Annotated in this window: 25 protein-coding genes and 2 pseudogenes; 9 read left to right on the plus strand and 18 right to left on the minus strand. The window is 70.6% G+C overall.

The features are described from left to right. Positions 1-56: 56 nt before the first annotated feature. On the plus strand, positions 57-644 hold the full coding sequence (locus ADK57_RS21885) for a rhodanese-like domain-containing protein (protein ID WP_053751194.1): 588 nt from the start codon (positions 57-59) through the stop codon (positions 642-644). 47 nt (positions 645-691) lie between these two features. On the opposite strand, the gene ADK57_RS21890 is transcribed toward ADK57_RS21885, so the two are convergent. The 3 genes from ADK57_RS21890 to ADK57_RS21900 form a co-directional block, all read right to left on the minus strand. Further along, positions 692-1,063, minus strand: a complete 372-nt coding sequence (locus ADK57_RS21890) for a thioredoxin family protein (protein ID WP_053751195.1) — start codon at positions 1,061-1,063, stop codon at positions 692-694. A 521-nt stretch (positions 1,064-1,584) separates the two neighbouring features. Continuing rightward, entirely contained in the window at positions 1,585-2,808 is a 1,224-nt protein-coding gene (locus ADK57_RS21895) for an aminotransferase class V-fold PLP-dependent enzyme (RefSeq protein WP_234390352.1), read from the minus strand. Then, the gene (locus tag ADK57_RS21900) at positions 2,805-3,257 is read right to left on the minus strand and encodes an OsmC family protein (protein ID WP_078973266.1); all 453 of its coding nucleotides are present in this window, start codon (positions 3,255-3,257) and stop codon (positions 2,805-2,807) included. The genes ADK57_RS21895 and ADK57_RS21900 overlap by 4 nt, the downstream gene beginning before the upstream one ends. A gap of 276 nt (positions 3,258-3,533) precedes the next feature. Here ADK57_RS21900 and ADK57_RS21905 point away from each other — a divergent pair, with 276 nt between their 5' ends. Genes ADK57_RS21905 through ADK57_RS21920 form a run of 4 tightly spaced genes read left to right on the plus strand, consistent with a single transcriptional unit; the run spans position 3,534 to position 6,162 of the window. Then, positions 3,534-4,775: an NAD(P)/FAD-dependent oxidoreductase gene (locus ADK57_RS21905; RefSeq protein WP_053751196.1), complete on the plus strand. Its 1,242-nt coding sequence runs from the start codon at positions 3,534-3,536 to the stop codon at positions 4,773-4,775. Between the two features lie 38 nt (positions 4,776-4,813). Next, entirely contained in the window at positions 4,814-5,131 is a 318-nt protein-coding gene (locus ADK57_RS21910) for a TusE/DsrC/DsvC family sulfur relay protein (RefSeq protein WP_053751197.1), read from the plus strand. 52 nt (positions 5,132-5,183) lie between these two features. Further along, positions 5,184-5,669, plus strand: a complete 486-nt coding sequence (locus tag ADK57_RS21915) for a DsrE/DsrF/DrsH-like family protein (RefSeq protein ID WP_053751198.1) — start codon at positions 5,184-5,186, stop codon at positions 5,667-5,669. A gap of 1 nt (position 5,670) precedes the next feature. Beyond that, positions 5,671-6,162 (plus strand): PIG-L deacetylase family protein, encoded by a 492-nt coding sequence (locus tag ADK57_RS21920; RefSeq protein ID WP_199830647.1) that lies wholly within the window; start codon positions 5,671-5,673, stop codon positions 6,160-6,162. Positions 6,163-6,401: 239 nt separating this feature from the next. On the opposite strand, the gene ADK57_RS21925 is transcribed toward ADK57_RS21920, so the two are convergent. Next, on the minus strand, positions 6,402-6,695 hold the full coding sequence (locus tag ADK57_RS21925; RefSeq protein ID WP_053751199.1) for a hypothetical protein: 294 nt from the start codon (positions 6,693-6,695) through the stop codon (positions 6,402-6,404). A gap of 280 nt (positions 6,696-6,975) precedes the next feature. On the opposite strand from ADK57_RS21925, the gene ADK57_RS21930 reads away from it, so the two are divergent. Both ADK57_RS21930 and ADK57_RS50555 read left to right on the plus strand, forming a co-directional pair. After that, positions 6,976-7,428, plus strand: coding sequence for a redoxin domain-containing protein (locus ADK57_RS21930; RefSeq protein ID WP_199830648.1), 453 nt, complete (start codon positions 6,976-6,978; stop codon positions 7,426-7,428). A 21-nt stretch (positions 7,429-7,449) separates the two neighbouring features. Beyond that, a complete protein-coding gene (locus tag ADK57_RS50555; RefSeq protein WP_199830649.1) occupies positions 7,450-7,653 on the plus strand; it encodes a hypothetical protein in 204 nt (67 codons plus the stop codon). Positions 7,654-7,679: 26 nt separating this feature from the next. On the opposite strand, the gene ADK57_RS21935 is transcribed toward ADK57_RS50555, so the two are convergent. The 11 genes and pseudogenes from ADK57_RS21935 to ADK57_RS21980 all read right to left on the minus strand — a co-directional run bounded on the left by ADK57_RS21935 (position 7,680) and on the right by ADK57_RS21980 (position 16,130). Beyond that, positions 7,680-8,285, minus strand: coding sequence for a class I SAM-dependent methyltransferase (locus ADK57_RS21935; protein WP_053751269.1), 606 nt, complete (start codon positions 8,283-8,285; stop codon positions 7,680-7,682). Positions 8,286-8,295: 10 nt separating this feature from the next. Continuing rightward, on the minus strand, positions 8,296-8,475 hold the full coding sequence (locus ADK57_RS21940; RefSeq protein WP_053751200.1) for a hypothetical protein: 180 nt from the start codon (positions 8,473-8,475) through the stop codon (positions 8,296-8,298). Continuing rightward, positions 8,472-8,672, minus strand: a pseudogene (locus tag ADK57_RS52500) (three-helix bundle dimerization domain-containing protein); the annotation flags it as partial. The pseudogene ADK57_RS52500 and the gene ADK57_RS21940, both read right to left, overlap by 4 nt. A gap of 139 nt (positions 8,673-8,811) precedes the next feature. Beyond that, entirely contained in the window at positions 8,812-9,081 is a 270-nt protein-coding gene (locus tag ADK57_RS21945) for a metal-sensitive transcriptional regulator (RefSeq protein WP_053751270.1), read from the minus strand. Between the two features lie 88 nt (positions 9,082-9,169). Then, positions 9,170-10,141 carry a sulfite exporter TauE/SafE family protein gene (locus tag ADK57_RS21950; RefSeq protein WP_053751201.1) on the minus strand — a complete coding sequence of 324 codons (972 nt, stop codon included), beginning with the start codon at positions 10,139-10,141 and terminating at the stop codon, positions 9,170-9,172. Then, a complete protein-coding gene (locus tag ADK57_RS21955; protein ID WP_053751202.1) occupies positions 10,138-10,719 on the minus strand; it encodes a rhodanese-like domain-containing protein in 582 nt (193 codons plus the stop codon). The genes ADK57_RS21950 and ADK57_RS21955 overlap by 4 nt, the downstream gene beginning before the upstream one ends. Positions 10,720-10,810: 91 nt before the next feature. Next, the gene (locus ADK57_RS21960) at positions 10,811-12,196 is read right to left on the minus strand and encodes a rhodanese-like domain-containing protein (RefSeq protein ID WP_053751203.1); all 1,386 of its coding nucleotides are present in this window, start codon (positions 12,194-12,196) and stop codon (positions 10,811-10,813) included. Between the two features lie 126 nt (positions 12,197-12,322). After that, a pseudogene (locus ADK57_RS21965) lies at positions 12,323-13,527 on the minus strand (FAD-dependent oxidoreductase). A gap of 47 nt (positions 13,528-13,574) precedes the next feature. Then, positions 13,575-13,901, minus strand: a complete 327-nt coding sequence (locus ADK57_RS21970) for a rhodanese-like domain-containing protein (protein WP_053751204.1) — start codon at positions 13,899-13,901, stop codon at positions 13,575-13,577. A 68-nt stretch (positions 13,902-13,969) separates the two neighbouring features. Continuing rightward, positions 13,970-15,445: a HAMP domain-containing sensor histidine kinase gene (locus ADK57_RS21975; RefSeq protein ID WP_053751205.1), complete on the minus strand. Its 1,476-nt coding sequence runs from the start codon at positions 15,443-15,445 to the stop codon at positions 13,970-13,972. Then, the gene (locus ADK57_RS21980) at positions 15,435-16,130 is read right to left on the minus strand and encodes a response regulator transcription factor (RefSeq protein ID WP_053751206.1); all 696 of its coding nucleotides are present in this window, start codon (positions 16,128-16,130) and stop codon (positions 15,435-15,437) included. Before ADK57_RS21980 ends, ADK57_RS21975 begins: the two co-directional genes overlap by 11 nt. A 173-nt stretch (positions 16,131-16,303) precedes the next feature. Between ADK57_RS21980 and ADK57_RS21985 the strand changes: the two genes are divergently transcribed. Both ADK57_RS21985 and ADK57_RS50005 read left to right on the plus strand, forming a co-directional pair. Beyond that, entirely contained in the window at positions 16,304-16,984 is a 681-nt protein-coding gene (locus ADK57_RS21985; RefSeq protein WP_053751207.1) for a ferritin-like domain-containing protein, read from the plus strand. 66 nt (positions 16,985-17,050) lie between these two features. Next, positions 17,051-17,197 carry a hypothetical protein gene (locus ADK57_RS50005; RefSeq protein WP_159050121.1) on the plus strand — a complete coding sequence of 49 codons (147 nt, stop codon included), beginning with the start codon at positions 17,051-17,053 and terminating at the stop codon, positions 17,195-17,197. Between the two features lie 263 nt (positions 17,198-17,460). Here ADK57_RS50005 and ADK57_RS52505 read toward each other — a convergent pair whose 3' ends face one another. From ADK57_RS52505 to ADK57_RS22000, 3 genes are all read right to left on the minus strand, one after another. Further along, complete coding sequence (locus ADK57_RS52505) at positions 17,461-17,616, minus strand: transposase (RefSeq protein WP_159050122.1); 156 nt, start codon at positions 17,614-17,616, stop codon at positions 17,461-17,463. 738 nt (positions 17,617-18,354) lie between these two features. Beyond that, complete coding sequence (locus ADK57_RS21995) at positions 18,355-19,878, minus strand: aldehyde dehydrogenase family protein (RefSeq protein ID WP_053751209.1); 1,524 nt, start codon at positions 19,876-19,878, stop codon at positions 18,355-18,357. 151 nt (positions 19,879-20,029) lie between these two features. Beyond that, positions 20,030-21,307, minus strand: a complete 1,278-nt coding sequence (locus ADK57_RS22000) for a GAF domain-containing protein (protein ID WP_053751210.1) — start codon at positions 21,305-21,307, stop codon at positions 20,030-20,032. Positions 21,308-21,334 lie beyond the last annotated feature (27 nt).

A 21,334-nucleotide genomic window follows, 5' to 3' on the forward strand; every position in this document is an offset into this window, starting at 1 on the left:
GGGGTACTGTACGTCCCGATACGGGACGGCGTCGACCAATAAGGATCACACCTGCCATGACCAGCTCTCCCACCCCCGTCGCCCTCGCCGCCGAGCAGGCCCGCACCCGGCTGCACGAGCTCACCGTCATCGACGTGCGGACGCCCGCCGAGTACGCCTCCGGCCATCTGCCCGGCGCCCTGAACATCCCCCTGGACCACGTCCGCCGCGCCCTGCCGGAGATACGCCACGCCGCCGAGCAGGGTGACGTCCTCGTCGTCTGCGCCTCCGGTGCCCGCTCGGAGAACGCATGCAAGCTGCTGGCCGAGCAGGGCATACCGACCGCCACCCTCTCCGGTGGCACAGGCGCCTGGGCCGCCGAGGGGCACGACCTGCACACCCCGGCCGCCTGCGACACGCGCGCCGGCTGGAGCATGGAGCGCCAAGTGCGCTTCACCGCCGGCACGGTGGTGCTCCTGGGCCTCCTCCTCGGCCTGCTCGTGCACCCGGCCCTCCTGCTGATCTCGGCCGGTATCGCGGGCGGCCTGGTCTTCTCCGCCCTCACGAACACCTGCGGTATGGCGGCCGTGCTCGGCAAACTGCCGCACAACCGCCCGCGCGCGGCCGATCTCGACGTCGCGTTGGCCGCTCTGCGCAGCCGCTGAACCCGCGTTCCAGGGCGCCCGTGGAGACTCCATGGGCGCCCTGGATGTCAGTTCGCTTTCGTCGGGCCCGCAGCGGCCTTCCGGTGCACGGCGTCCATGTCGACGGCCCTGATCTTTCCGATGAGCTCCTCCAGGGCCTGCGGCGGCAAAGCGCCCGGCTGCGAGTACAGGACGGTCCGGTCGCGGACGGCCATCAGGGTGGGGATGGATGAGATCTGGAAGGTGCCGGCGAGTTCGGGTTGTGCTTCGGTGTCGACCTTGCCGAAGACGATGTCCGGGTGGCGGACGGCCGCCTTCTCGTAGACAGGGCCGAACGTCCGGCACGGTCCGCACCAGGCCGCCCAGAAGTCGATCAGTACGATCTCCGAACCGGTGACGGTCTCCTCGAAGTTGTCCTTGGTCAGTTCCATGGTGGGCATGGCTTCCGGTCTCCTCTCATATACCCGGTGGGGTATCTGGGTCCCTTCGGTTCAACCGGTGCCGGTCCGGGTTTGTTCCAGGCAGACGGGCGGCAGCGGGAACCAGCGCATCCGCTCGAAGTCGGCCGGCAGCCCGGTGGGGCCGTCGTCGAGAGAATCCGCACGGCAGGTCAGCACCTCGCGTGCACGGTTGAGCTGGCCCGACAGTGCTTCCTCGCCCAGCCGGTGATGGCGGACCGCCGACGCGGTGATTCGTCCGTCGGCGGCGAAGCGTACGTCGGTCAGCCGCAGCGGAGGAGCGGCCGGGCCGGTGCGATGGCGCCACTGCCCGGTGTGCGGGTCGAAGCGGTAGTCGGGGAGGAGCCGGTGGCCGTACGCGGCGATCAGCTCGACGGCGTCGATGAGGTAGTCGCGGACGGTGTCGCTGATGAAGTAGTTGAAGTTGACGCGGATCCAGCCGGGTTTGATGCCGTCGCAGCCGTGGACGACCTCGTCGAGCAGGGCGTGGGAGGTGGCCGGGTCTATGGCGAGCAGGCGGTGGCCGTACGGTCCGGCGCACGAGCAGCCGCCGCGGGCCTGGATGCCGAACAGGTCGTTGAGCAGGGCGACGACGTAGTTGTGGTGCAGGTGGGCGTGGTCGCCGTGGCGGATGCGGAAGGAGACGATGGACAGGCGGCGGGCGTGGTGGTTGCCGAGGATCTCGATGCCGGGGTTGCGGTCCCAGTCCGAGAGGGCCGGCGCCAGTGGCGCTGCTCGGCGGCCTGGATGGTGTCGGTGCCGACGGCTTGTTTGAGGGTGAAGACCAGACCGGCGCGGATGGACTCGACGATGGCCGGGGTGCCGCCCTCCTCGCGGGCGACGGGGTCGTCGAGGTAACGGTGGCCGAGCGGGTCGACGAAGGCGACGGTGCCGCCGCCGGGCGCGGTGGGCACCCGGTTGCGCACGAGTTCACGGCGTACGACGAGCACGCCCGGGGTCTGCGGGCCGCTGGCGAACTTGTGCGGTGACAGGAAGACCGCGTCCTTGTGGTCGCGCGCGCCGGGCTCGCTCTCCGCGACCCGGATCGGAACGTACGGGGCGGCCGCCGCGTAGTCCCAGAAGGACAGCGCGCCGTGCGCGTGCAGCAGCCGGGCGATGCGGTCGGTGTCGGTGAGGATGCCGGTGACGTTGGAGGCGGCCGAGAAGCTGCCGATGCGCAGCGGCCGGTCGGCGTACCGGACCAACTGCGCCTTCAGTTCACCGAGATCGATGTGACCGTCCGCGTCCTCGTCGATGACCACGACGTCGGCGACCGACTCCCGCCAGGGCAGTTCGTTCGAGTGGTGCTCGTACGGGCCGACGAATACGACCGGGCGTACGGCCCGCGGCAGCGGGTCAGGCCGGCGCAGCTCCAGGATGCCCACCAGTTTGTTGACCGCTGCGGTCGCTCCCGAGCCGCAGAAGACGACGAGGGCGTCCTCGGTGCCGCCGACCGCGTCGCGGATGATCCGCCGGGCGTCCTCGCGCAGCCGGGTCGTCTGCAGCCCGGTGCTGGAGCTCTCCGTGTGGGTGTTGCCGTAAAGGGGCAGCACCTGCTCGCGCACGAAGTCCTCGGCGAAGTCCAGGGAGCGGCCGGAGGCGGTGTAGTCGGCGTAGACGAGGCGCCGGGGGCCGTAAGGGCCCTCCAGCACCTCGTCGTCGCCGATCAGGCCGCGACGGATGCGGTCCAGAAGGGGGGAGGCGGGCGGCGCCAGGTGCGTGCTCATGGTGCCAGTCCGATGCCGATCTCGGGTGGCTGCTGCAGTGTGTTGTGGACCGTGCAGCGTGAGGCGACGGCGAGCAGGGCCGTGCGGCGCTGCTCGGGCAGTCCGGGCGGTGGGACGATCGTGACGTGCACGGAGGCCACGCGGGCGGGCCGGTCGGTGGCCATGGTGAATTCCGTACGGACACGCAGTCCAGCCTGGTCCAGGCCGTGGCGGTGCAGGAAACGACCCGCGTAGAAGGCGACACAGGTGGCCAGCGAGGCGGCGAACAGTTCGGTGGGAGTGGGGGCGATGTCCGTGCCGCCCGCCTCGACGGGCTGGTCGACGTGGATGTGGTGGCCGCGGATGTCCACGGTGTAGATGTCGCGGTCGGCGTGGGTCACCTCGAGGCGGTGCACGTCCGCGTCCTGCGGCTGGTTCGTGGGGAGGGTCTGCGGTGCGGTGCCGGTCATGGCCGGGCCCCTTCTCTTCGGCGTCGGCTGCTGTTGGTTCCAGTCGACCGCGAACCGCGCTACTGATCGAGAGGCCGACGGGGTGTGCCAGGGGCGGTTCGGCCCTCGCACCGGCAGCCGTCGTCGCATACCCTGGTAGGTATTTTTTCAGGGGGTTCGCGGCGGGCGGGCAGCGCACGGGGTCTGCGGGGCGGGTCGAAGGCATACCCGGGTGGGTACCTTGGTGGGGACCAACGGCCCATGCCTCGCCCCCATCTTCCGCACGACAGTGGGGACATGGGCCAACACATCGTGATACTCGGAGGCGGCACCGCCGGCACGCTGACGGCGAACAGGCTGCGCCGCATGTACGACGAGGACGAATGCCGGATTACCGTGGTCGACCAGGACGACGACCACGTCTACCAGCCCGGCCTGCTGTTCGTCCCCTTCGGCGCGGCCCAGCCGCGCCACCTCGTCCGGTCACGTCCGCGGCAACTGAACGCCGCCATCGACTACAAGATGGCGAGGATCGAGCGGGTGGACCTGGGCGCACGGACGGTGCACCTCAGTGGCGGCATCCGGCTGCCCTACGACGTCCTCGTGGTCGCCACCGGGGCCACGCTGCTGCCGGAGGAGACCGAGGGGCTGACCGGTCCAGGCTGGGGAGAGAAGGTCTTCACTTTCTACGACCTTCCCGGCGCTGTCGGTCTGCACCACGCCCTTGAGCGCTTCGAGGGCGGGCGCGTCGTGGTGAACGTGGCCGATCTGCCGGTCAAGTGCCCTGTCGCGCCACTGGAGTTCGCTTTCCTCGCTGACTGGTACTTCCAGCGGCGCGGCATCCGCGACAAGGTCCGACTGACGTACGCCACCCCGCTGGACGCCGCCTTCACCAAGCCCGTCGCCGCCAAGGCGCTCGGCGGGCTGCTGGCGGACAAGGGCATCGAGCTGGTCACCGAGTTCACGCTCGGCGAGGTCGACGGCGAAGGCGGCCGGCTGGTGTCGTACGACGAACGCGAGGTGCCCTTCGACCTGGCGGTGGTCGTGCCACTGCACGGCGGCGCCGAGTACGTCGGCCGCTCCGCGGACCTCGGCGACGAGCTGGGCTTCATCCCCGTCGACCAGCGCACCCTCCAACACCCCCAGTATCCCGAGGTGTTCGCCATCGGCGACGCGGCCGGGCTGCCGGCGTCCAAGGCGGGCTCGGTGGCGCACTTCGCGGGGGAGACGCTCACGCACAACATCGGCCGCTTCCTGGCGGGACAACCACTGGACGCGACCTTCGACGGGCACACCAACTGCTTCGTCGAGACGGGCTTCCACAAGGCGCTGCTCATCGACTTCAACTACGAGACCGAGCCGCTGCCAGGCCACTTCCCGGCTGCGGTGGGCCTGCCGCTGCTGAAGGAGTCGCACGCCAACCACCTCGGCAAGCTGGCTTTCGAATGGCTGTACTGGCACAGCCTCCTGCCCGGCCGGGAACTGCCCGGCATCGACTCGGCGATGCCCGAGCACGGCAAACACCACGTCCACGCCTGAACATCTCTGAACGTCTCTGAACGAAGGAGATCACCGTCATGCCCACCGCCACCTACGGCGACACCGCCGTCCCCGTCGACGACGAGGGCTTCTTCACCGATCCCGACCGCTGGACCGAGCCCATGGGCGAGCAGATCGCCCACGAGGCGGGCATCGAGGAACTGACCGACCGGCACTGGACGGTCATCCACTTCATGCGTGCCGAATACGCCGCCAAGGGCACCGGCCCCACCGTGCGCGTCCTGGGCAAGACGTCCGGCGTGAGCGTCAAGGAGCTGTACCAGCTCTTCCCCAAGGGCCCGGCCAAGACCGCGGCGAAGATCGCCGGAATTCCCAAGCCGCGCGGCTGCATCTGACCTCCCGGTCATCGCCCCCGCCATCGTCTCTGTCATATAGGAGCGTGCCGTCATGGCCGACACCGCCACCACCCGGGCGACGATCGAGAAGGTCTCGATCATCGTCTCCAAGGGGTCCCTGGAAGGGATCTATCCGGCCCTGATCATGGCCAACGGCGCCCGCGCCGAGGGCATCGAGGCCGACCTGTTCTTCACCTTCTTCGGACTCGACGCCATCACGAAGAAGCGCTGGGAGCACATCAAGCTGGCCACTGTCGGCAACCCGGGCCTGCACCTGCCCACCCTGCTGGGCGGCATGCCGGGCGTCCCCGACCTGGTCCCCCGCTACATGGAACGCAAGATGGACAAGCTCGACATCCCGCCGATCCCCGAGTTCATCGAGATGATCGCCGACACCGGCGCGGGCCTGTACGCCTGCAAGGCGTCGGTCGATCTCTTCGAACTCGACAAGGACGACCTCGTCGAGCAGGTCCAGGACGTCATCACGGTCGGCGAGTTCTACGAGCACGCGGCTGGCGGCCAGATCATCTACACCTGAGATGACCGGTACCGGCTCAGGGCACGGTCTGTCGGACGGAGTGCGGCGCGTGCCGGCGGTGGTCGCCCATCCCGACGACGAGTCGTTCGGGCTGGGCGGCCTGCTGGGCCTGCTGTCCGACGGCGGCGTGCCCACGACGGTCCTCTGCTTCACCCACGGTGAGGCGTCCACCCTGCACGGCAGCCCCGGCGACCTGCACACCGTCCGCGAGGGCGAACTCGCCTGCGCCGCACGGGAGCTGGGCGTCCAGCGCGTGGAACTGGCCGGACATCCGGACGGCGGCCTGGGCGACATCCCGTCGTACCGGCTCACCGCGCAAGTCACTCGCCTCATCGGCGAGGAGCGCCCCAGCCACCTGCTCGTGTTCGACACGGGAGGCGTCACCGGACACCGGGACCACCAACGAGCCACCGAGGCCGCGCTGCTGTCTGCCCGCCGGGCCGGTGCCGCCGTCCTGAACTGGACCCTGCCCAGGAGGTGGCGGACCGGCTGAATGCCGAGTTCGGCACGTCCTTCACCGGCCGTGACCCGGCCGAGTGCCGAGTCGTCGAACCGGTGCCACGGCAGCGACAGCGCCGCGCCATCGCCTTCCCCCAGTCTCGGCTTCGCTCGACCGGGTGGTGCCCCCACCGCCAGCCAGTCGTCGGACAATCCGGTGCTCTGGCGCCGTCTGGAACTCCTCGGCGACCGCGAATACCTGCGCATCCTGGAGTGACGTGCCCGTCGCCGAAGTCAGAAGGAAGGGCCGCTCTTCGGTGGCGGCCCGAGGGTATCGGTGCCGCGCTCGGCCAGGCCGGCGTGCAGGAGGAGCAGGCGAGCCAGGTCGCGGGCCTCGTCGGCGGTGAGGGCCGCCCACGCTCCAGGCTCGCCGCCCTGGTCCTGGCCCACGTCCAGGGTGATCCGGGTGATGGGCTGGTGTGCGGGAGCGAGCCGCAGACACCGCACCGCGATCCTGCGCCCGCAGGTCGTCACAAGACATGTGTCCTCGGTTGTCCTGGCAGGTCCGTCGTGTCCTGCTGTCGTCATCGGCCTCACGCTCCTTCGCCAGGTCCGGTCGGTCCCCGGGCGCCGACTACGACTTGTATACCCGGAGGGGTATAGGGAACAGCGCGGTGCGAGGCCGAATTGTTCCGCCCCCGCCCCGCCCGCGCCTGGGTGTTCCGTGCGATGCGGGGCAAGTCTCGTCGGACAACATGCGCAAGTGCCGATGGGGGTGGATGTCAGGCCGTGTGGTCCTCCATCGACGAGGGTCGTGAAAATACCCTGGGGAGTATCCGAACCGTGATCGTCCGGGAGGGATCCTCCGATGACCGTCTCTGACCAACTGGCCGAGCCCACCGAGTACACCCGTCTGCCTCTCATCGGCGACAGGGCGCCGGGCTTCGAGGCCGAGTCCACACACGGCCCGGTCAGCCTGACCGACTACGCCGGGCACTGGTTGGTGCTCTTCAGCCACCCGGCCGACTTCACCCCGGTGTGCACCACCGAGTTCGTCGCCTTCACCGAACTCGCCGACGAGTTCGCCGCCCGCGACACCGCCCTGCTCGGCAACTCCGTGGACTCCGTCCACAGCCACGTCGCCTGGACCCGCTCGATCGGGGAGAAGCTGGGCGTGCGGATCCCGTTCCCGATCATCGCCGACCTGGACATGCGCGTCGCGCACGCCTACGGCATGCTCCACCCGAACACGTCCGGCACCGCCGCCGTACGCGCCGTCTTCGTCATCGACCCGGAGCAGACCATACGGGCGGTGCTGTAATACCCGATGAACGCCGGACGCATGATTCCTGAGATCCTGCGGCTCGTCGACGCCCTGCAGACCTCCGACCGCGACGGCGTCTCCTGCCCCGCCAACTGGCATCCCGGCGAGGACGTCGTCCTGGGCGCCCCGCGCACCGAGGCTGAACTGGAGGCCAGGCTGGCCGACGACAGCGTCAAGCTCACGGACTGGTACCTGGCGACGAAGCCCGGCACACCATCCTGACCCGGCATGGGCCTCGCCGGACGGTCTCATCGCCGCACGGCGTGGACGAGTGCGTCGAGGGCCGTACGGGTTCCGCCCTCGGCGTCGGTCACCGGCCGGGTGACCGTCTCGGCCCGCAGGATGTCGGCGTACGGCCGCCACAGATCGGCGACCTGCCCGGCGGTGTACAGCACGCGCGGATCCTGCGGGCCGCCGTGGCCGTGCTCGGGATTGGCCGCGTCGTGGCCGACGAGCAGCAGGGTTCCGCCCTCGCGTACAGCAGTGGCGGCCCGCGGCAGCACCTGGGACATCTCCGGCCACGGCAGGTGCAGATAGGCGATCAGCACCAGGTCGTACGTTGCTTCCGGAGGCGCCCAGGCCGTGAGATCGGTGCGGACGGTGTGCAGCCGCACGCCGCGGTCGGCGGCCAGCCGCTCGGCCTTCTCCAGTGCTACGGCGGAGAAGTCGACGGCGTCCACCTCCCAGCCCCGTTCCGCGAGCCAGACCGCGTTGCGCCCCTCGCCGGCGGCGAGGTCCACCGCCCGCCCGGACGGCTCCAGACCGGCCAACTCCTCCTCGACGAACCGGTTGGGCTCCGCCTTCCACACCAGCTCGCTGCCCCGATACCGCTCGTCCCAGCCTGCTGCGTCCATCGTGTGCACCTCATTCCTCCGGTCGTTCCTCCGGGTCAGTGGAATCCTCGTCCGTACCGATGCCGCTGTCCGGGTCCTCCGCATCGTCTCCGGCGAGCAGATACGGGTAGGGGCAGCTGCTGGGGTCCGGGGCGATGCAGGCGTTGCAGGGGCGGGACCGGTCGATGACGCACTTCGGCGTCGGTCTCATGCCGCACCGCCTGCGTCGTCCCGGGTGTCGAAGCGGCCGGACAGTTGCCGCGAGGCGCGTTTGAAGGCCAGAACGGGAACGTAGTGGCGCACGCGCGCGTCGGCGAAGTACGCGATCGACTCTGCCGCCGTGGTCGCCAGCGTCTCGGCCGGGACATCCGGGAATCGGCGTTCGAGCCGCGCCTGGACGTCCTGGCGGGCGCGTTGCTCTTCCGCTGGTGTCGGTGGGCCGGCCGGTCGGGGTGTCGGGGCAGTGACTGCCCGGCGGGACGGCCCGGTCGGTGAGGACGGGGAGAGAGGTCACCTTCATACCCCCTGAGGTATGGGGTCCCGGTGGTCAGGCGAGGGTCAGGAGCAGCTTCTCCAGTTCGGCCTCGCTCAGCGCAGGGTTGTGTCCCTGTTGCCCCTCGGTGAGGCACTGGTGAATGCCGCCCGCCACTATCTTGAAGCCGGCCCGGTCCAGGGCGTGGGAGGCCGCGGCCAGCTGGGTGACGACGTCCCTGCGGTCCCGCTCCGCCTCGATCATGGTGATGACCGCGGCCAGTTGCCCCTTGGCCCGCCGCAGCCGGTTGAGCACCTCGGCCCACGAGTCCGTTTCCTCGGTCACGAGGTTCACGACCTCTCTCACGGCTTCTGTCTCGTCCGTCACCGGACACCTCCAGGGGTCGGGTTCGTCGGAGGTTCGGGAGGCGCCGCTATGTGTCGTGCGGCGATGGCGCGGTGCCGCTGCTGTGGGCGGTGCGCTCACCTGTGGAGCGGGGGACCGTCGGTGCGTCTTCCTCGGTGGACGGCGCAGATACGTCGTCGGTCAGGCTCCGTGTTCGCTCGGTGTCGCGCAGCGTGTACCAGCTGAACACGACCCCCGCCGCCGCGGCCACGGAGGCCCAGGTCCACGGACTGGTCAGCAGCGTGTGGCGCAGATCGGAGCCGGTCTGCTGGCTCAGGACGAAGACGCCCATGACGGCTACGAACCAGCCGAAGGACTTGCGCAGCGCGTCCTGTGGGATGCGCCCGGCGAGACGGCCGCCGATCACGCTGCCGACGACGGCGGTTGCCGTCACGAGGGCGGCGAACCCCCAGTCGATGTGCACGCTGGCGAGGTAACCGGCCAGCCCGGCGAAGGACTTCATGGAGATGACCAGCAGCGAGGTGCCGACGGCCACGGTCATCGGCAGCCCGCCCAGCAGGGCCAGGGCGGGCACGACCAGGAAGCCGCCGCCCGCGCCGACCAGTCCGGTGACCAGGCCGACGACGATGCCCTCCAACAGGACGTGAACGACCGGGAGTTCGTGGTGGACCTTCTTCGGCTGCTGCCTGCGGCCGCGGATCATGGCGACGGCGGTGGCGATCATCATGAGGGCGAAGGCGAGCAGCAGGACGGTGCCGGGGATGAACTCGGCGAGCCGTCCGCCCGCGTAGGCGCCGGTCATGCCGGCGAGCCCGAACAGCAGCCCCGTACGCCACCGCACGCGTCCGGCACGCGCGTGCGAGACGACGCCGGCTGCGCTGGTGACGCCGACGACGAACAGGGAGGTGGCGATGGCCTCCTTGGTCTCCATCCCGGCCAGGTAGACCAGGATGGAGACGGTCAGGATGGACCCGCCGCCGCCCAGGACGCCGAGGCTGACCCCGATGAGCAGCGACGCGGCGATGATCACGGCGATCACGACGAGCCTCGCAGGGCGGCGACGACCGTGTCGAGGTCGGTGCGCGGACCACGGTTGTAGGGCAGCTTCGACAGCAGCATGCCCATCGCGCAGGTGTTGGTGAGTGCGGCGACGGTCAGTCCGGCGCCGACGGCGGTGCCGATGAGGTGCAGCCCGGGCAGGAACAGGCCCGCGACGCCGGTGACCAGGACGAGGGTTCCGGCGATGAGGCGCACCTGGCGTTCCAGATCCCAGCGTTCGGGGCCGCGGGTGAGCGGGCCTGAGGCGGTCTCCCACGCCGTGACGCCGCCGTCGAGGACGCGCAGGTTGGGCAGTCCGGCTTCGGCGAGGGCCTGTTCGGCCTGGGCGGCGCGGGCGCCTGAGCGGCAGATGAGGATGACGTCCTCGTCGAGGTGGTGGCGCAGTTCGGCGCGGTGCTCGCGCAGGGTGTCGAGGGGGACGTTGTAGGAGCCGGGGATGTGGGCGGTGCGGAACTCGCCGGGCGTGCGCACGTCCAGCAGGCGCGGGCCTTCGCCGTCCTGCGTCAGGTCGCGCAGGGTCGCGGGATCGAGTCGGGGTTTGTCGGCACTGGTGGTCATCGGGGGTCCTTGCTGTCCGTGAAGCGTTCTTCTTGTGAGGGGGGACCGGGCGGCGGCCGACGGTTTCGGCCGCCGCCCGGTGTGCGGTGGATCAGACGTCGGCAGATGCGGGCAGGGCGAGCCAGGCGCCGTAGCCGCCGAGCAGGTCGGAGACGTCGGTGCGGCCCTGGTGGCGCAGCAGGCTGGCGGCGATGGAGGAGCGGTGGCCGCCCGCGCAGTGGGCGACCAGGGGTCGGTCGGCCGGGATCTCGTCGATGCGGCGGGCGAGTTCGGCCAGCGGGATGTGCAGGGAGCCCTCGATGAAGCCCTCTTCGCGTTCGGCGGTGTTGCGCACGTCGAGGACCAGCGGCGGCTCCTCACCTTCGAGCAGGCGGCGCAGTTCGTTCGCCGTCAGGCGGCTCGCCTGCTCCATCTCGTCGGCCAGTGCCGGGAAGGCGCCCTCGGGCTCGCGCAGATAGCCGCCGACCCTGTCGAAGCCGATCCGGGCGAGCCGGGTGACGACCTCCTCCTCCCGGTCCTGCGGCGCGATGACGACGACGTCCTGCTCGGGGGCGACGACCATGCCGGCCTGCTCGGCGAAGCGGCCGTCCGCGGGCACGTTGACCGAGCCGTGCAGATATCCGGGCGCGAAGTCCTGCGGCGAGCGGGCGTCGAGGACGACCGCCCCCGCCGCGCGCCGCTGCATGAACTCCTCGACCGACAGCGGCCGGGGCGCGGCGGCCGCGTCGAACAGGCCGTGCTCCTTGCGGTTGAGGATGGCGTCGTAGACGAAGTAGGCGGGCGCGGACGGCTGGCCCTCGGTGACCAGCGCGACGAACTTCTCCTCACTCATGGGCCGGCAGGCGTAGTTGGTGGCGCGCTGCTCGCCGATGGTGGACTGACGCTGGGTGGAGAGGTTCTTGCCGCAGGCGGAGCCGGCGCCGTGCGCGGGGAAGACCCGTACGGCATCCGGGAGGGCCATCAGTTTGTACTGGATGGTGTCGTAGAGCATCGTGCCGAGTTCGTCGGCGGTCACGCCGATCGAGGCGAGCAGGTCGGGCCGGCCCACGTCGCCGATGAACAGCGCGTCGCCGGTGAGGACGCCGTAGGGGACGGCGTCGGTGGCGTGTTCGTAGACCAGGACGCTGATCGACTCCGGTGTGTGGCCGGGGGTTTCGAGGATCTGGAGTGTGACGTCGCCGAGGGTGATGCGTTCACCGTCGGTCAGCTTGTGGATGGGGTACTCGGCCTCGGCGCGCTGTCCGTAGCCGATCCACGCGCCGGTGCGGTCGGCCAGCTCCAGGTGGCCGGCGAGGAAGTCGGCGTGGAAGTGGGTGTTGACGACGGCCTCGATGGTGAAGCCGTGCTCGGCGGCGTCCGTGAGGTACTCGGAGACGTCGCGGCGCGGGTCGACGACGACGGCCCTGCCCGTGGTCTCGTCGGCGATCATGTACGACGCCTGGGAGAGGCAGTCGAGGTAGTACTGGGCGAAGAACATGGTCGGGTGACCTCCGTGTCAGAAGGATTTGATTACCCCTGGGGGTATATAGAAGGGTCTGGTCCGCCTTTGCCGGAGGGCGGGGACGGTGGCCGGCCCGGGTCGGGGGATGCCCGGGCCGACCGGTCAGAGGCGGCCGGTGAGCATGCCGTGCCAGTACACCGGCGGCAGGCCGTACCGCTTGAACACCCACATCGTGCGCCGCTCCTTGAAGGGGTGGAGCAGCGGGAACGAGGGTGTGGGGTTGAGGTCGTAGTCGAACTCGGCGAGCAGCATCCGGTCCCGGGCGGTCACCAGCGGGCAGGACGTGTAGCCGTCGTACCGGTGCGACGGAGCCCGGCCGTTCATGGCGTCGAGCAGATTGCCGGCCACGACAGGGGCCTGCTTGCGCACCGCGGCACCGGTCTTGGACGTAGGCAGGTTCGCCACGTCGCCGAGCGCGAAGACATTGTCGTAGGACGGGTGTTGGAGCGTGTGCTTGTCCGCGGCGACGAAGCCCTGCGGGCTCGCGGGGTCGGCGAGCGGGCTCGCTTTGACCCAGTCGGGTGCGCTCTGCGGTGGCACAGCGTGCAGGAGGTCGTAGCGGATGGTCTCCTTGGTGCCGTTCGCATGGTCGGTGACGGTGATCTCGCGGGCGTCGCCGTCGACGGCGGTCATCTCGGAGCGCAGCCGCACCTCGATGCCGTACCGGGCGGCCACCTTCTCCAGGACATCGCCGGGTCCGGGATGACGAGCATGATGCGGATGTCGTCCAGGACCTTCTTTCTGCGCCAGTGGTCGGCGGCCAGGTAGGCGATCTTCTGCGGGGCACCGCCGCACTTCAGCGGGGTTGCCGGGTGGGTGAACACGGCCGTGCCCGAGCGCATGTTTTTGATCAGCTCCCAGGTGCGCGGGGCGTATTCGGGTGCGTAGTTGCTGCTCACCCGGTCGTGGCCGACGGCCTCGGCCAGGCCCGGTACCCCGTCCCAGTCGAGTTGCAGGCCGGGCGCCAGCACCAGGTGTTCGTAGGTGAGCGCGTCGCCGCCGGACAGGGTCACCGAGCGGGCGTCGGGGTCGACGGCCAGTGCGCGCCGGCGGATCCAGCGCACGCCGTCGGGTATCACGGAGCCTTCGGGACGATGGGTGGCGCTCAGGGGTGCCTGGCCGCCGCCGACCAGGGTCCACAGCGGTTGGTACCAGTGGGTGTCGGACGGTTCGATCAGGGTGATGTCGCTGATGCCGGCGCGGCGCAGGCGGGCGGCGACGCTGATGCCGGCGCTGCCGCCGCCGATGACGGCGACGCGGTGTCGGCCGGAGATCGGGGCGTCGGTGGGGGAGGGTGTGGCGGCCAAGGCGGTGCTCCTTTCCAGCTGGCCGTTGTGCGGGTGCCGGACGGGGGTCAGGCGGCGTGCTCGTGCGAACCGGCCGCGACCGGACGTCCGGCACGGGCCCAGGCGGAGGTGCCGCCGGCCACGGAGTAGGCGTCGATGCCGCGGGAGTTCATCCAGTCGGCCGCGGTCCTGCTGCGGTTGCCGCTGGCGCAGATCACGAACACCGGCCGGTCGGCGGGCAGTTCACCGCACCGGACGGGCACGGTCCGCAGCGGCATCAGCCGCGCGCCCGGGACGTGCCCGGCCGCGTACTCGTCCGCTTCCCGGACGTCGACGACGAGCGCGCCGTCGGCCCAGGCCGCCGCGAACGCTTCCTGTGTCACTTCACGAGCCACTTCGTTGCCTCCTCAATTACCCCCGGGGGTATCTCTCCGGCGAGAGTACGGCGGCTCGGAGTGGAGCGTCAAATACCCCTAGGGGTATTTGCCTGGGAGGCAAGTCGCGGCTCGACGCCGGGGCCGGGAACGAGCCATGACCCGTGGGGCGCGGCCCTGGGCAGCCGGAGCGTCATCCGTGTTCCGCCGCCCGGTCCGGAGGCCGCGGTGACCGTGCCGCCGTGGGCGGTGACCAGCTCCTTGACCACGGCGAGGCCGATGCCGCTGCCGCCCGCGGAACGAGCGCGGGCCCCACGCCACAGACGGTCGAAGACGTGCGGCAGCTCTTCGGTGGGGATGCCCGGACCGGTGTCCTCCACCTCCACGAGCGCCTCGAAGGGCGTGGCGGAGGTGGTGACCGTGACGGCGTCGCCGGGACGGCAGTGGCGGGCGGCGTTGCTCAGCAGGTTGCCGAGGGCCTGGTGCAGCCGGTCGGCGTCCGCGCGGACCAGCAGGGCGACGGGGCCGGGGGCGGTGCGTACGGTCAGCCCCGCGGTGCGCAGCTCGGCCTCGCGCTCGGCCACGGCGGCGACGGCCAGGGCGGTCAGATCCACCTCGGCCAGGTGCAGGGACAGCCGGGCCGACTCGGCCTCCGCCAGTTCCCCGAGGTCACCGACGATGCGGCCCAGCCGCAGCGCCTGGTCGTGCAGGGAAGCCAGGCGCGCGGCCGACGGGTCGGCGTAGCCGTCGCGCAGTTCCTCGAGCCCCGCCTGCAACGAGGCCAGCGGCGTACGCAGTTCGTGGGCGACGTCCGCGGCGAGCCGGTGGCGGGCCTGCTCGGCGTGGCCGACGTCGTCGGCCATGGCGTCGAAGGCGCGGGCGAGGTCGCCGAGTTCGCCGGGTGCGTCGATCCGGGTTCGCGCGGTGCGGTCCCCTGCGGCCAGCGCGCGGGCGGTGGAGGCGACCCGGACCACCGGAGCGGTCAGGCGCCGGGTGACGAACCAGCTCACGGCCAGCGCCAAGGCCACGGCTCCGACGGCGGCCGCGGCCACCCAGCCCCAGGCGACGGACCGGCCCGCCGACCCGGAGCCGGCCGAGAAGGCGAGGCGCACGGAGCCGACGGTGCTGCCGTCGACCACCACGGGCGCGCTCGCGCCGGCCCCCTGCCCGTGATGCCCGGGTCCCGAGCCGGACATGCCGGGCTCGTCCTCCCACCCGGCGCCGGAGCCGCCGGAGATCATCTCGTCGTCCGCGTTGCGCACCGTGAGCACCGCGCCGGCGCCGGTTGCGATGGAGCGCGCCGCCGACAGGTCGGCTGTCGACCAGCCGCCCGCAGCCCGGTAGGCGTCGGCGGCGGCTGCGGCCACCTGGTCGGCGGCCCTCTGCCGGTCGGCCTGGTGGGCACTGCTGAGCCCGCGGTCGGTTCCGACGAGCGCAGCGACCGTCAGCAGGGCCACGGACGCCAGTGCCACCACGGCGAACGCGGCGAACAGCCGTCGGCCAAGCGGGCCGAGCCCACCGGACGGCCGAACGCCGGAGCGCGGCGAACGTGGCTCACGCGTCATGGGCCCACCCCAGCCGGTAGCCCACGCCCAGCACCGTCTCCACGAGCTCGGGGCCGGCGCTCCCGAGCTTGTGCCGCAGGTTCTTCACATGCGAGTCGATCGTCCGCTCGTACCCGGCGAACTCGTAGCCTCGCACCCGGTTGACCAGCTCATAGCGCGAGTACACCCGCCCCGGCACCGACGCCAGCGTGGTCAGCAGACCCCACTCGGTGGGCGTCAACTCCAGGGAACAGCCGTCCAGCACCGCCTCGTGCCGCGCCTCGTCGATCCGCAGCCGTCCTTCGCCGTACGACGCGATGGGCGCCGCCCCCGTCGCCGTACCCCCAACCCGCTGCAGCACCGCACCCACCCGCAGCACCACCTCAGTGGGACTGAACGGCTTGGTCACGTAGTCGTCGGCGCCCAGCCGCAGCCCGTGGATGCGGTCCTCGATGGTGCTGCGCGCGGTCAGCACCACCACCGGCACCCGCCCGCGCTCACGGGCCTCGCGCAGCACCTCGTCACCGTCCACGTCCGGCAGCCCGAGATCCAGCAGCGTCAGGTTGATCCCACGCTCGCCGAGCAGCCGTACGGCCTCGGCGCCTGAGCCGGTCGTCAGCACGCCGTATCCGGCGCGCTCCAGGTAGCGGCGCAGCAACTCGCGGATCTCCCTCTCGTCCTCGACGACGAGCACGGTGGCGGCCATGTCCCACACCTACGCGCCACGCGCACGCCCCCGGGAGGGGCCGAACAGCCCCAACCCGCCCGTCGACCGTCTCCATCCCGTCTCCACACGCACCGCACGGCGACTGCAGGGCCCGGCGCGACGGTGACGGTGTGGGAACGGAAGACGCCCCCACGGAACCGAGGAGGTTCGCCATGAAGCGCAACATCAAGATCGCGACGGCGGTCACCGCGGGTGCTCTCGCCATCGGCGGCGTGCTGGCAGTGGGCCCGGTGATCGCGGACCCCGGTAGCGGCGGGCCGGTGGCCGCGCAGACCACGTCCCAGAACATGTTGACGGACGCTCAGCACCAGGCGCGCCACCACGGGGGCCCCACGGACGGCATCCGGCAGCATGACGGAACCTGCGACGGAGCCGCCCTGGCCGAGCAGGGCACCCTGACGGTCGCTCAGAAGGCCACGCTGGCGAGCATGGCCGAGGAGGAGAAGCTCGCGCACGACCTCTACACGGCGTTCGCGGACCGGCACGACGTGCGCGTCTTCGAGCGGATCTCGGCGGCCGAGACCCAGCACCTGACCGCCGTGCGCACCCTGCTGGACCGCTACGACGTCACCGACCCGACCGCCGGCAAGCCGGCCGGTGAGTTCTCCGACCCGGCCGTGCAGGCCACCTACGACCGGCTCCTGAAGCAGGGTGAGGACAGCCTGTCCGGAGCCCTGAAGACGGGCCGTACGGTCGAGACCGACGACATCGCCGCACTGACCAAGGCGCTGTCCGGACTCACCGCCCCGGACACGCGCCAGGTGTACACCAACCTGCTCGCCGCCTCCGAAATGCACCTGACGGCATTCGAGCACTGGATCGCCGACGAGTAGAACGAGCAAAGGGAGACGGTCCCGGCCTGTACCTGGACGGGACCGTCGGGTTCGACGGTGGTCATCGTGCCGGATGTCAGCAGGCCTGCGCCGACGGCGATCGGCAGGGCCAAAATGGTGGAGCTGCTGTCGATGATGTTCTGCGCGTTGAGGTCCTGCACGTACGCCGGGTACGGGGTGTGCGTGGAGCCGGACGACGCCGTCCGGGCGTAGTGGTGCGGGATCGGCTTCACGGACTTGACCGAGCCGTCCGTGTTCAGCAGCACCTGCTCGCTGTCGGGTGCCGGAAGTCGAACGGCCGGTGCCCCCAGTCGCTCTCGATGAACTTTGTGATCGACGCCGCGCGTCTTCTTCCAAGGCGTCCATGGCCTCGTTGCCGATGTGCATCCCGGCGGCGGCGTGGTGGGCGCGGGTGATCGTGGAGTCCAGGCACAAGTCCGTCTTCCCCTGGTGGGTGGCCTCGGCGATCAGGCTTTTCAGCGACACGGCGAAGAACCGGCATCCCGCCAGCCCCGGAAGCGGCCGTGGACCGTCGGCCAGGAACCGAACTCGGCGGGCAGCTCCCGCCCCTGGGCACCGGACCGGAACCGCCAGATCCCCCCGCAGACTGCTCCCGCAGCCGCTCGGGGCACGGGACGAAGCGGCCGATCGACAGGCAGCTCTCGGTGAACTTCCTCTGCTCGTCGATGAGTTGGCTACACGTCACCCCCAGCGTCCTACCGGATCCCGCCCTCGCCTGGGGGTGCGATCCGGGTAGGCGCTGAGCGTTACACGCGGCCAGGGTGGCGTGCACTATTCAGTGTGTGCACCGGTAGTGCGGACACCGGCGAGGGTGTGCGCACCCGGTCGCGGCACTGTGTCAGGCATGCACGCACCGGTCGACGGAGGGTCGTCGTGAACGAGTCCGAACCGACCGCTGAGTGCTCCTGGTCAAGAGCGCCTACTGGTCGGTCCGCACCAGAGGGCTCCCGTGGGCGGATCCGCTCGACGAGGTGGCGCTGGGCGGCGACGCCACGGAGCTCTATATGAGCGGCGCCTACACCGGGAATATGTACATTCGGATACGTCGCGCGGACGGCAGCAGGTTTCGTCTGCCCCCCCCGCACGAACTTCATCGGAGGGAGTGACGGCACCCGGCGCAGCGTGGAAATCCTCTACTCATCGGTCAAGGGTCGCTTCTGACCGCATCCGTCCCGCCGTTCCGCGCGTCTGTGCGCCGTGCCGTCAGGGTGAAGCGCTCCGGGATCGGTGGACTGCGGAGTTCGTACTCCACCGGGCTGAGCATGCCCGGCGCGGAGTGTCTGCGGACAGTGGCTGAGGATCTGGGTTGTCCGGAGGGAAAACTCCCCCCAGACAACCGACTCGTAGCTCTAGAAGAACCCAAGTTTCTTCGGACTGTATGAAACAAGAACGTTCTTGGTCTGCTGGTAGTGCTCCAGCATCATCTTGTGGTTCTCGCGGCCGATCCCGGACTGCTTGTAGCCGCCGAAGGCGGCATGAGCCGGGTACGCGTGGTAGCAGTTCGTCCAGACACGGCCCGCCTGGATTGCGCGGCCGGCGCGGTACGCCGTGTTGATGTCGCGTGTCCATACGCCCGCGCCGAGGCCGTACAGCGTGTCGTTGGCCATTTTCACCGCGTCGTCGAAGTCGTCGAAGGACGTCACCGAGACCACCGGGCCGAAGATCTCCTCCTGGAAGATCCGCATGCGGTTGTCACCCTCGAAGATCGTCGGCTGGACGTAGTAGCCGCCCTTCAACTCGCCGTCGTAATCGACGCGTTCCCCGCCTGTGAGAACCCTCGCGCCCTCCTGCCGGCCGATGTCCAGATAGGAGAGGATCTTCTCCAGCTGGTCGTTGGACGCCTGCGCACCGATCATCGTGTCCGTGTCGAGTGGGTGGCCGGGCCTGATCAGCTCGGTGCGGGCGACGGCCGCCTCCAGGAACTCGGCGTAGTGGCCGCGCTGGACGAGGGCCCTCGACGGGCAGGTGCACACCTCGCCCTGGTTGAGGGCGAACATCGTGAAGCCTTCGAGCGCCTTGTCGAGGAAGTCGTCGTTCTTCGCCGATACGTCGTCGAAGAAGATGTTGGGCGACTTGCCGCCGAGCTCCAGGGTGACGGGCTTGATGTTCTCCGAGGCGTACTGCATGATCAGCCGCCCGGTCGTGGTCTCGCCCGTGAACGCCACCTTCGCCACCCGCGCGCTGGACGCGAGCGGCTTGCCTGCCTCCGCGCCGAAGCCGTTGACGATGTTCACCACGCCGGGCGGAAGCAGGTCGGCGATCAGACTCATCCAGTAGTGGATGGAGACCGGGGTCTGCTCGGCGGGTTTGATGACGACCGCATTGCCCGCGGCGAGGGCGGGAGCGAGCTTCCAAGTCGCCATCAGGATGGGGAAGTTCCACGGGATGATCTGCGCGACGACACCGAGCGGCTCGTGGAAGTGGTACGCCACGGTGTCGTCGTCGAGCTCGCCCAGCGAGCCCTCCTGGGATCGGATCACACCCGCGAAGTAGCGGAAGTGGTCGATGGCGAGGGGGATGTCGGCCGCCAGCGTCTCGCGCACCGGCTTGCCGTTCTCCCAGCTCTCCGCAACCGCCAGCGGCTCGAGGTGGGCCTCCATGCGGTCGGCGATCTTCAGCAGGATGGCGGAACGCTCGGTCACCGACGTGCGACCCCACGCGGGCGCCGCTGCGTGTGCCGCGTCCAGGGCGCGCTCCACGTCCTCCGCCGTGCCGCGTGCGACCTCCGTGAACGGCTGCCCGTTCACCGGCGACGCGTTCTCGAAGTACTGTCCGCGGGCCGGCGGCACGTACTCGCCCCCGATGAAGTGGTCGTAGCGCGCCTGGTAGGAGACGATCGCGCCCTCGGTCCCGGGCGCCGCGTAACGGGTCATGCTGGTCGGCCTCCTTCAGAAGCGCTGCCCGCCGTTGGGCAGCTCTCGGCGCGAGGCTAGGGAGCGGGAGGTTGCAGGTACGTTGCGTGAACCCGGGATCGGGTACGTGGGGAACGCCCGGCCGTGGCACCGGCGGCCGAAGGACCCTCGGTCAACGCCCCGACGGACGCGACCACGCCGTAGGCGCCGCCAGCTCCGACTCCAGCGCGGCGATCCGGGCCCGGATCGCCGCCGTCGGCCGTACCGCGGAGAGCGCCCGCCATACGGCGATGTCGTCCTCGCCCCAGGGCGTGTGCGCCCAGTCCGCCAGCAGGTCGGGATCGCGGCGGGCGATCAGTGCCGTACGCAGTCCGTCGGCGAGCCGGCGCCTGAGCCGGACCACCGACGGGGCCTGGGAGCCGGGCAGCAGCGGACCGGTGTATGCCGTCACGGCCCCCGTGATCGCACCGTTTTCCAACCGTCGCTCCACCACGGCGACATCGGACTCGACCGGGACGGTGAGCCGGTACGGACGCGATGCGAGCAGGCTCGGGCCCAGCAGCCGGCGCAGCCGGGCCAGTTCGGCGCGCAGCGTCACCGGCGGCACCGACTCGTCCTCGTACAGCGCGCACAGCAGCTCGTCGCCGGTCAGCCCCTCCGGATGGCGGGCCAGCAGCACCATGATCTCGCTGTGCCGACGGCTGAGCCTGATCCTGCGACCACCGGTTCGGAACTGCGCCTCGTCGCGGCCCAGCGCGGTCAGCTCGGCCGTGTCGGTGGCGGGCTGATCGGGTGCGAGCAGCGCCAGGTGGGATTCGGCGGCCCGCGCCACGGCCTGCACGAACCCCAGGCTGTGCGGATGCGCGAGCCCGTCCCCGCCCGTGATGTCCACGGCACCGAGCACCCGCCCGGAGCGCGGATCGTGCACCGGCGCCGCCGCGCACGTCCAGGGCTGCACCCGACGGATGAAGTGCTCGGCCGCGAACACCTGCACCGGCCGGTCGAGGGCGACCGCCGTACCCGGCGCGTTCGTCCCGACCGCCGTCTCCGCCCACCGCGCACCCGGCACGAAGTTCATCCGCCCCGCCTGTGCGCGGGTGGCCGGATGGCCCTCCACCCACAGCAGCCTGCCGTGTGCGTCGCACACCGCGAGCAGGTGCTCGCCGTCGGAGGCGAACGTGCCGAGCAACTCACGGAACAACGGCATCACCCGCGCCAGCGGATGCTCGGCACGGTAGGCACCGAGGTCTCCGTCCATGAGTTCCACGCGCGCGGTGCCGTCGGGTCCGACACCGGCCCGCACGGAACGCCGCCACGAGTCGGCCACCACCGATCGGACCGGCCTCGGCACCGTGCCCACCTCGGTGAACGTCTCGTGCGCGCGCCGCACCATCCGCATGTGCTCGGCGGGGTCGGCCCCCGGCTCGAGGGCGACCCACGGATCGGTCAATTCGGCCTCCCCGAAAGGTGATGTGCT

Origin of the sequence: Streptomyces sp. MMG1533, from assembly GCF_001279775.1 — a bacterium.
In the GTDB taxonomy this organism is placed as follows: Bacteria; Actinomycetota; Actinomycetes; order Streptomycetales; family Streptomycetaceae; genus Streptomyces.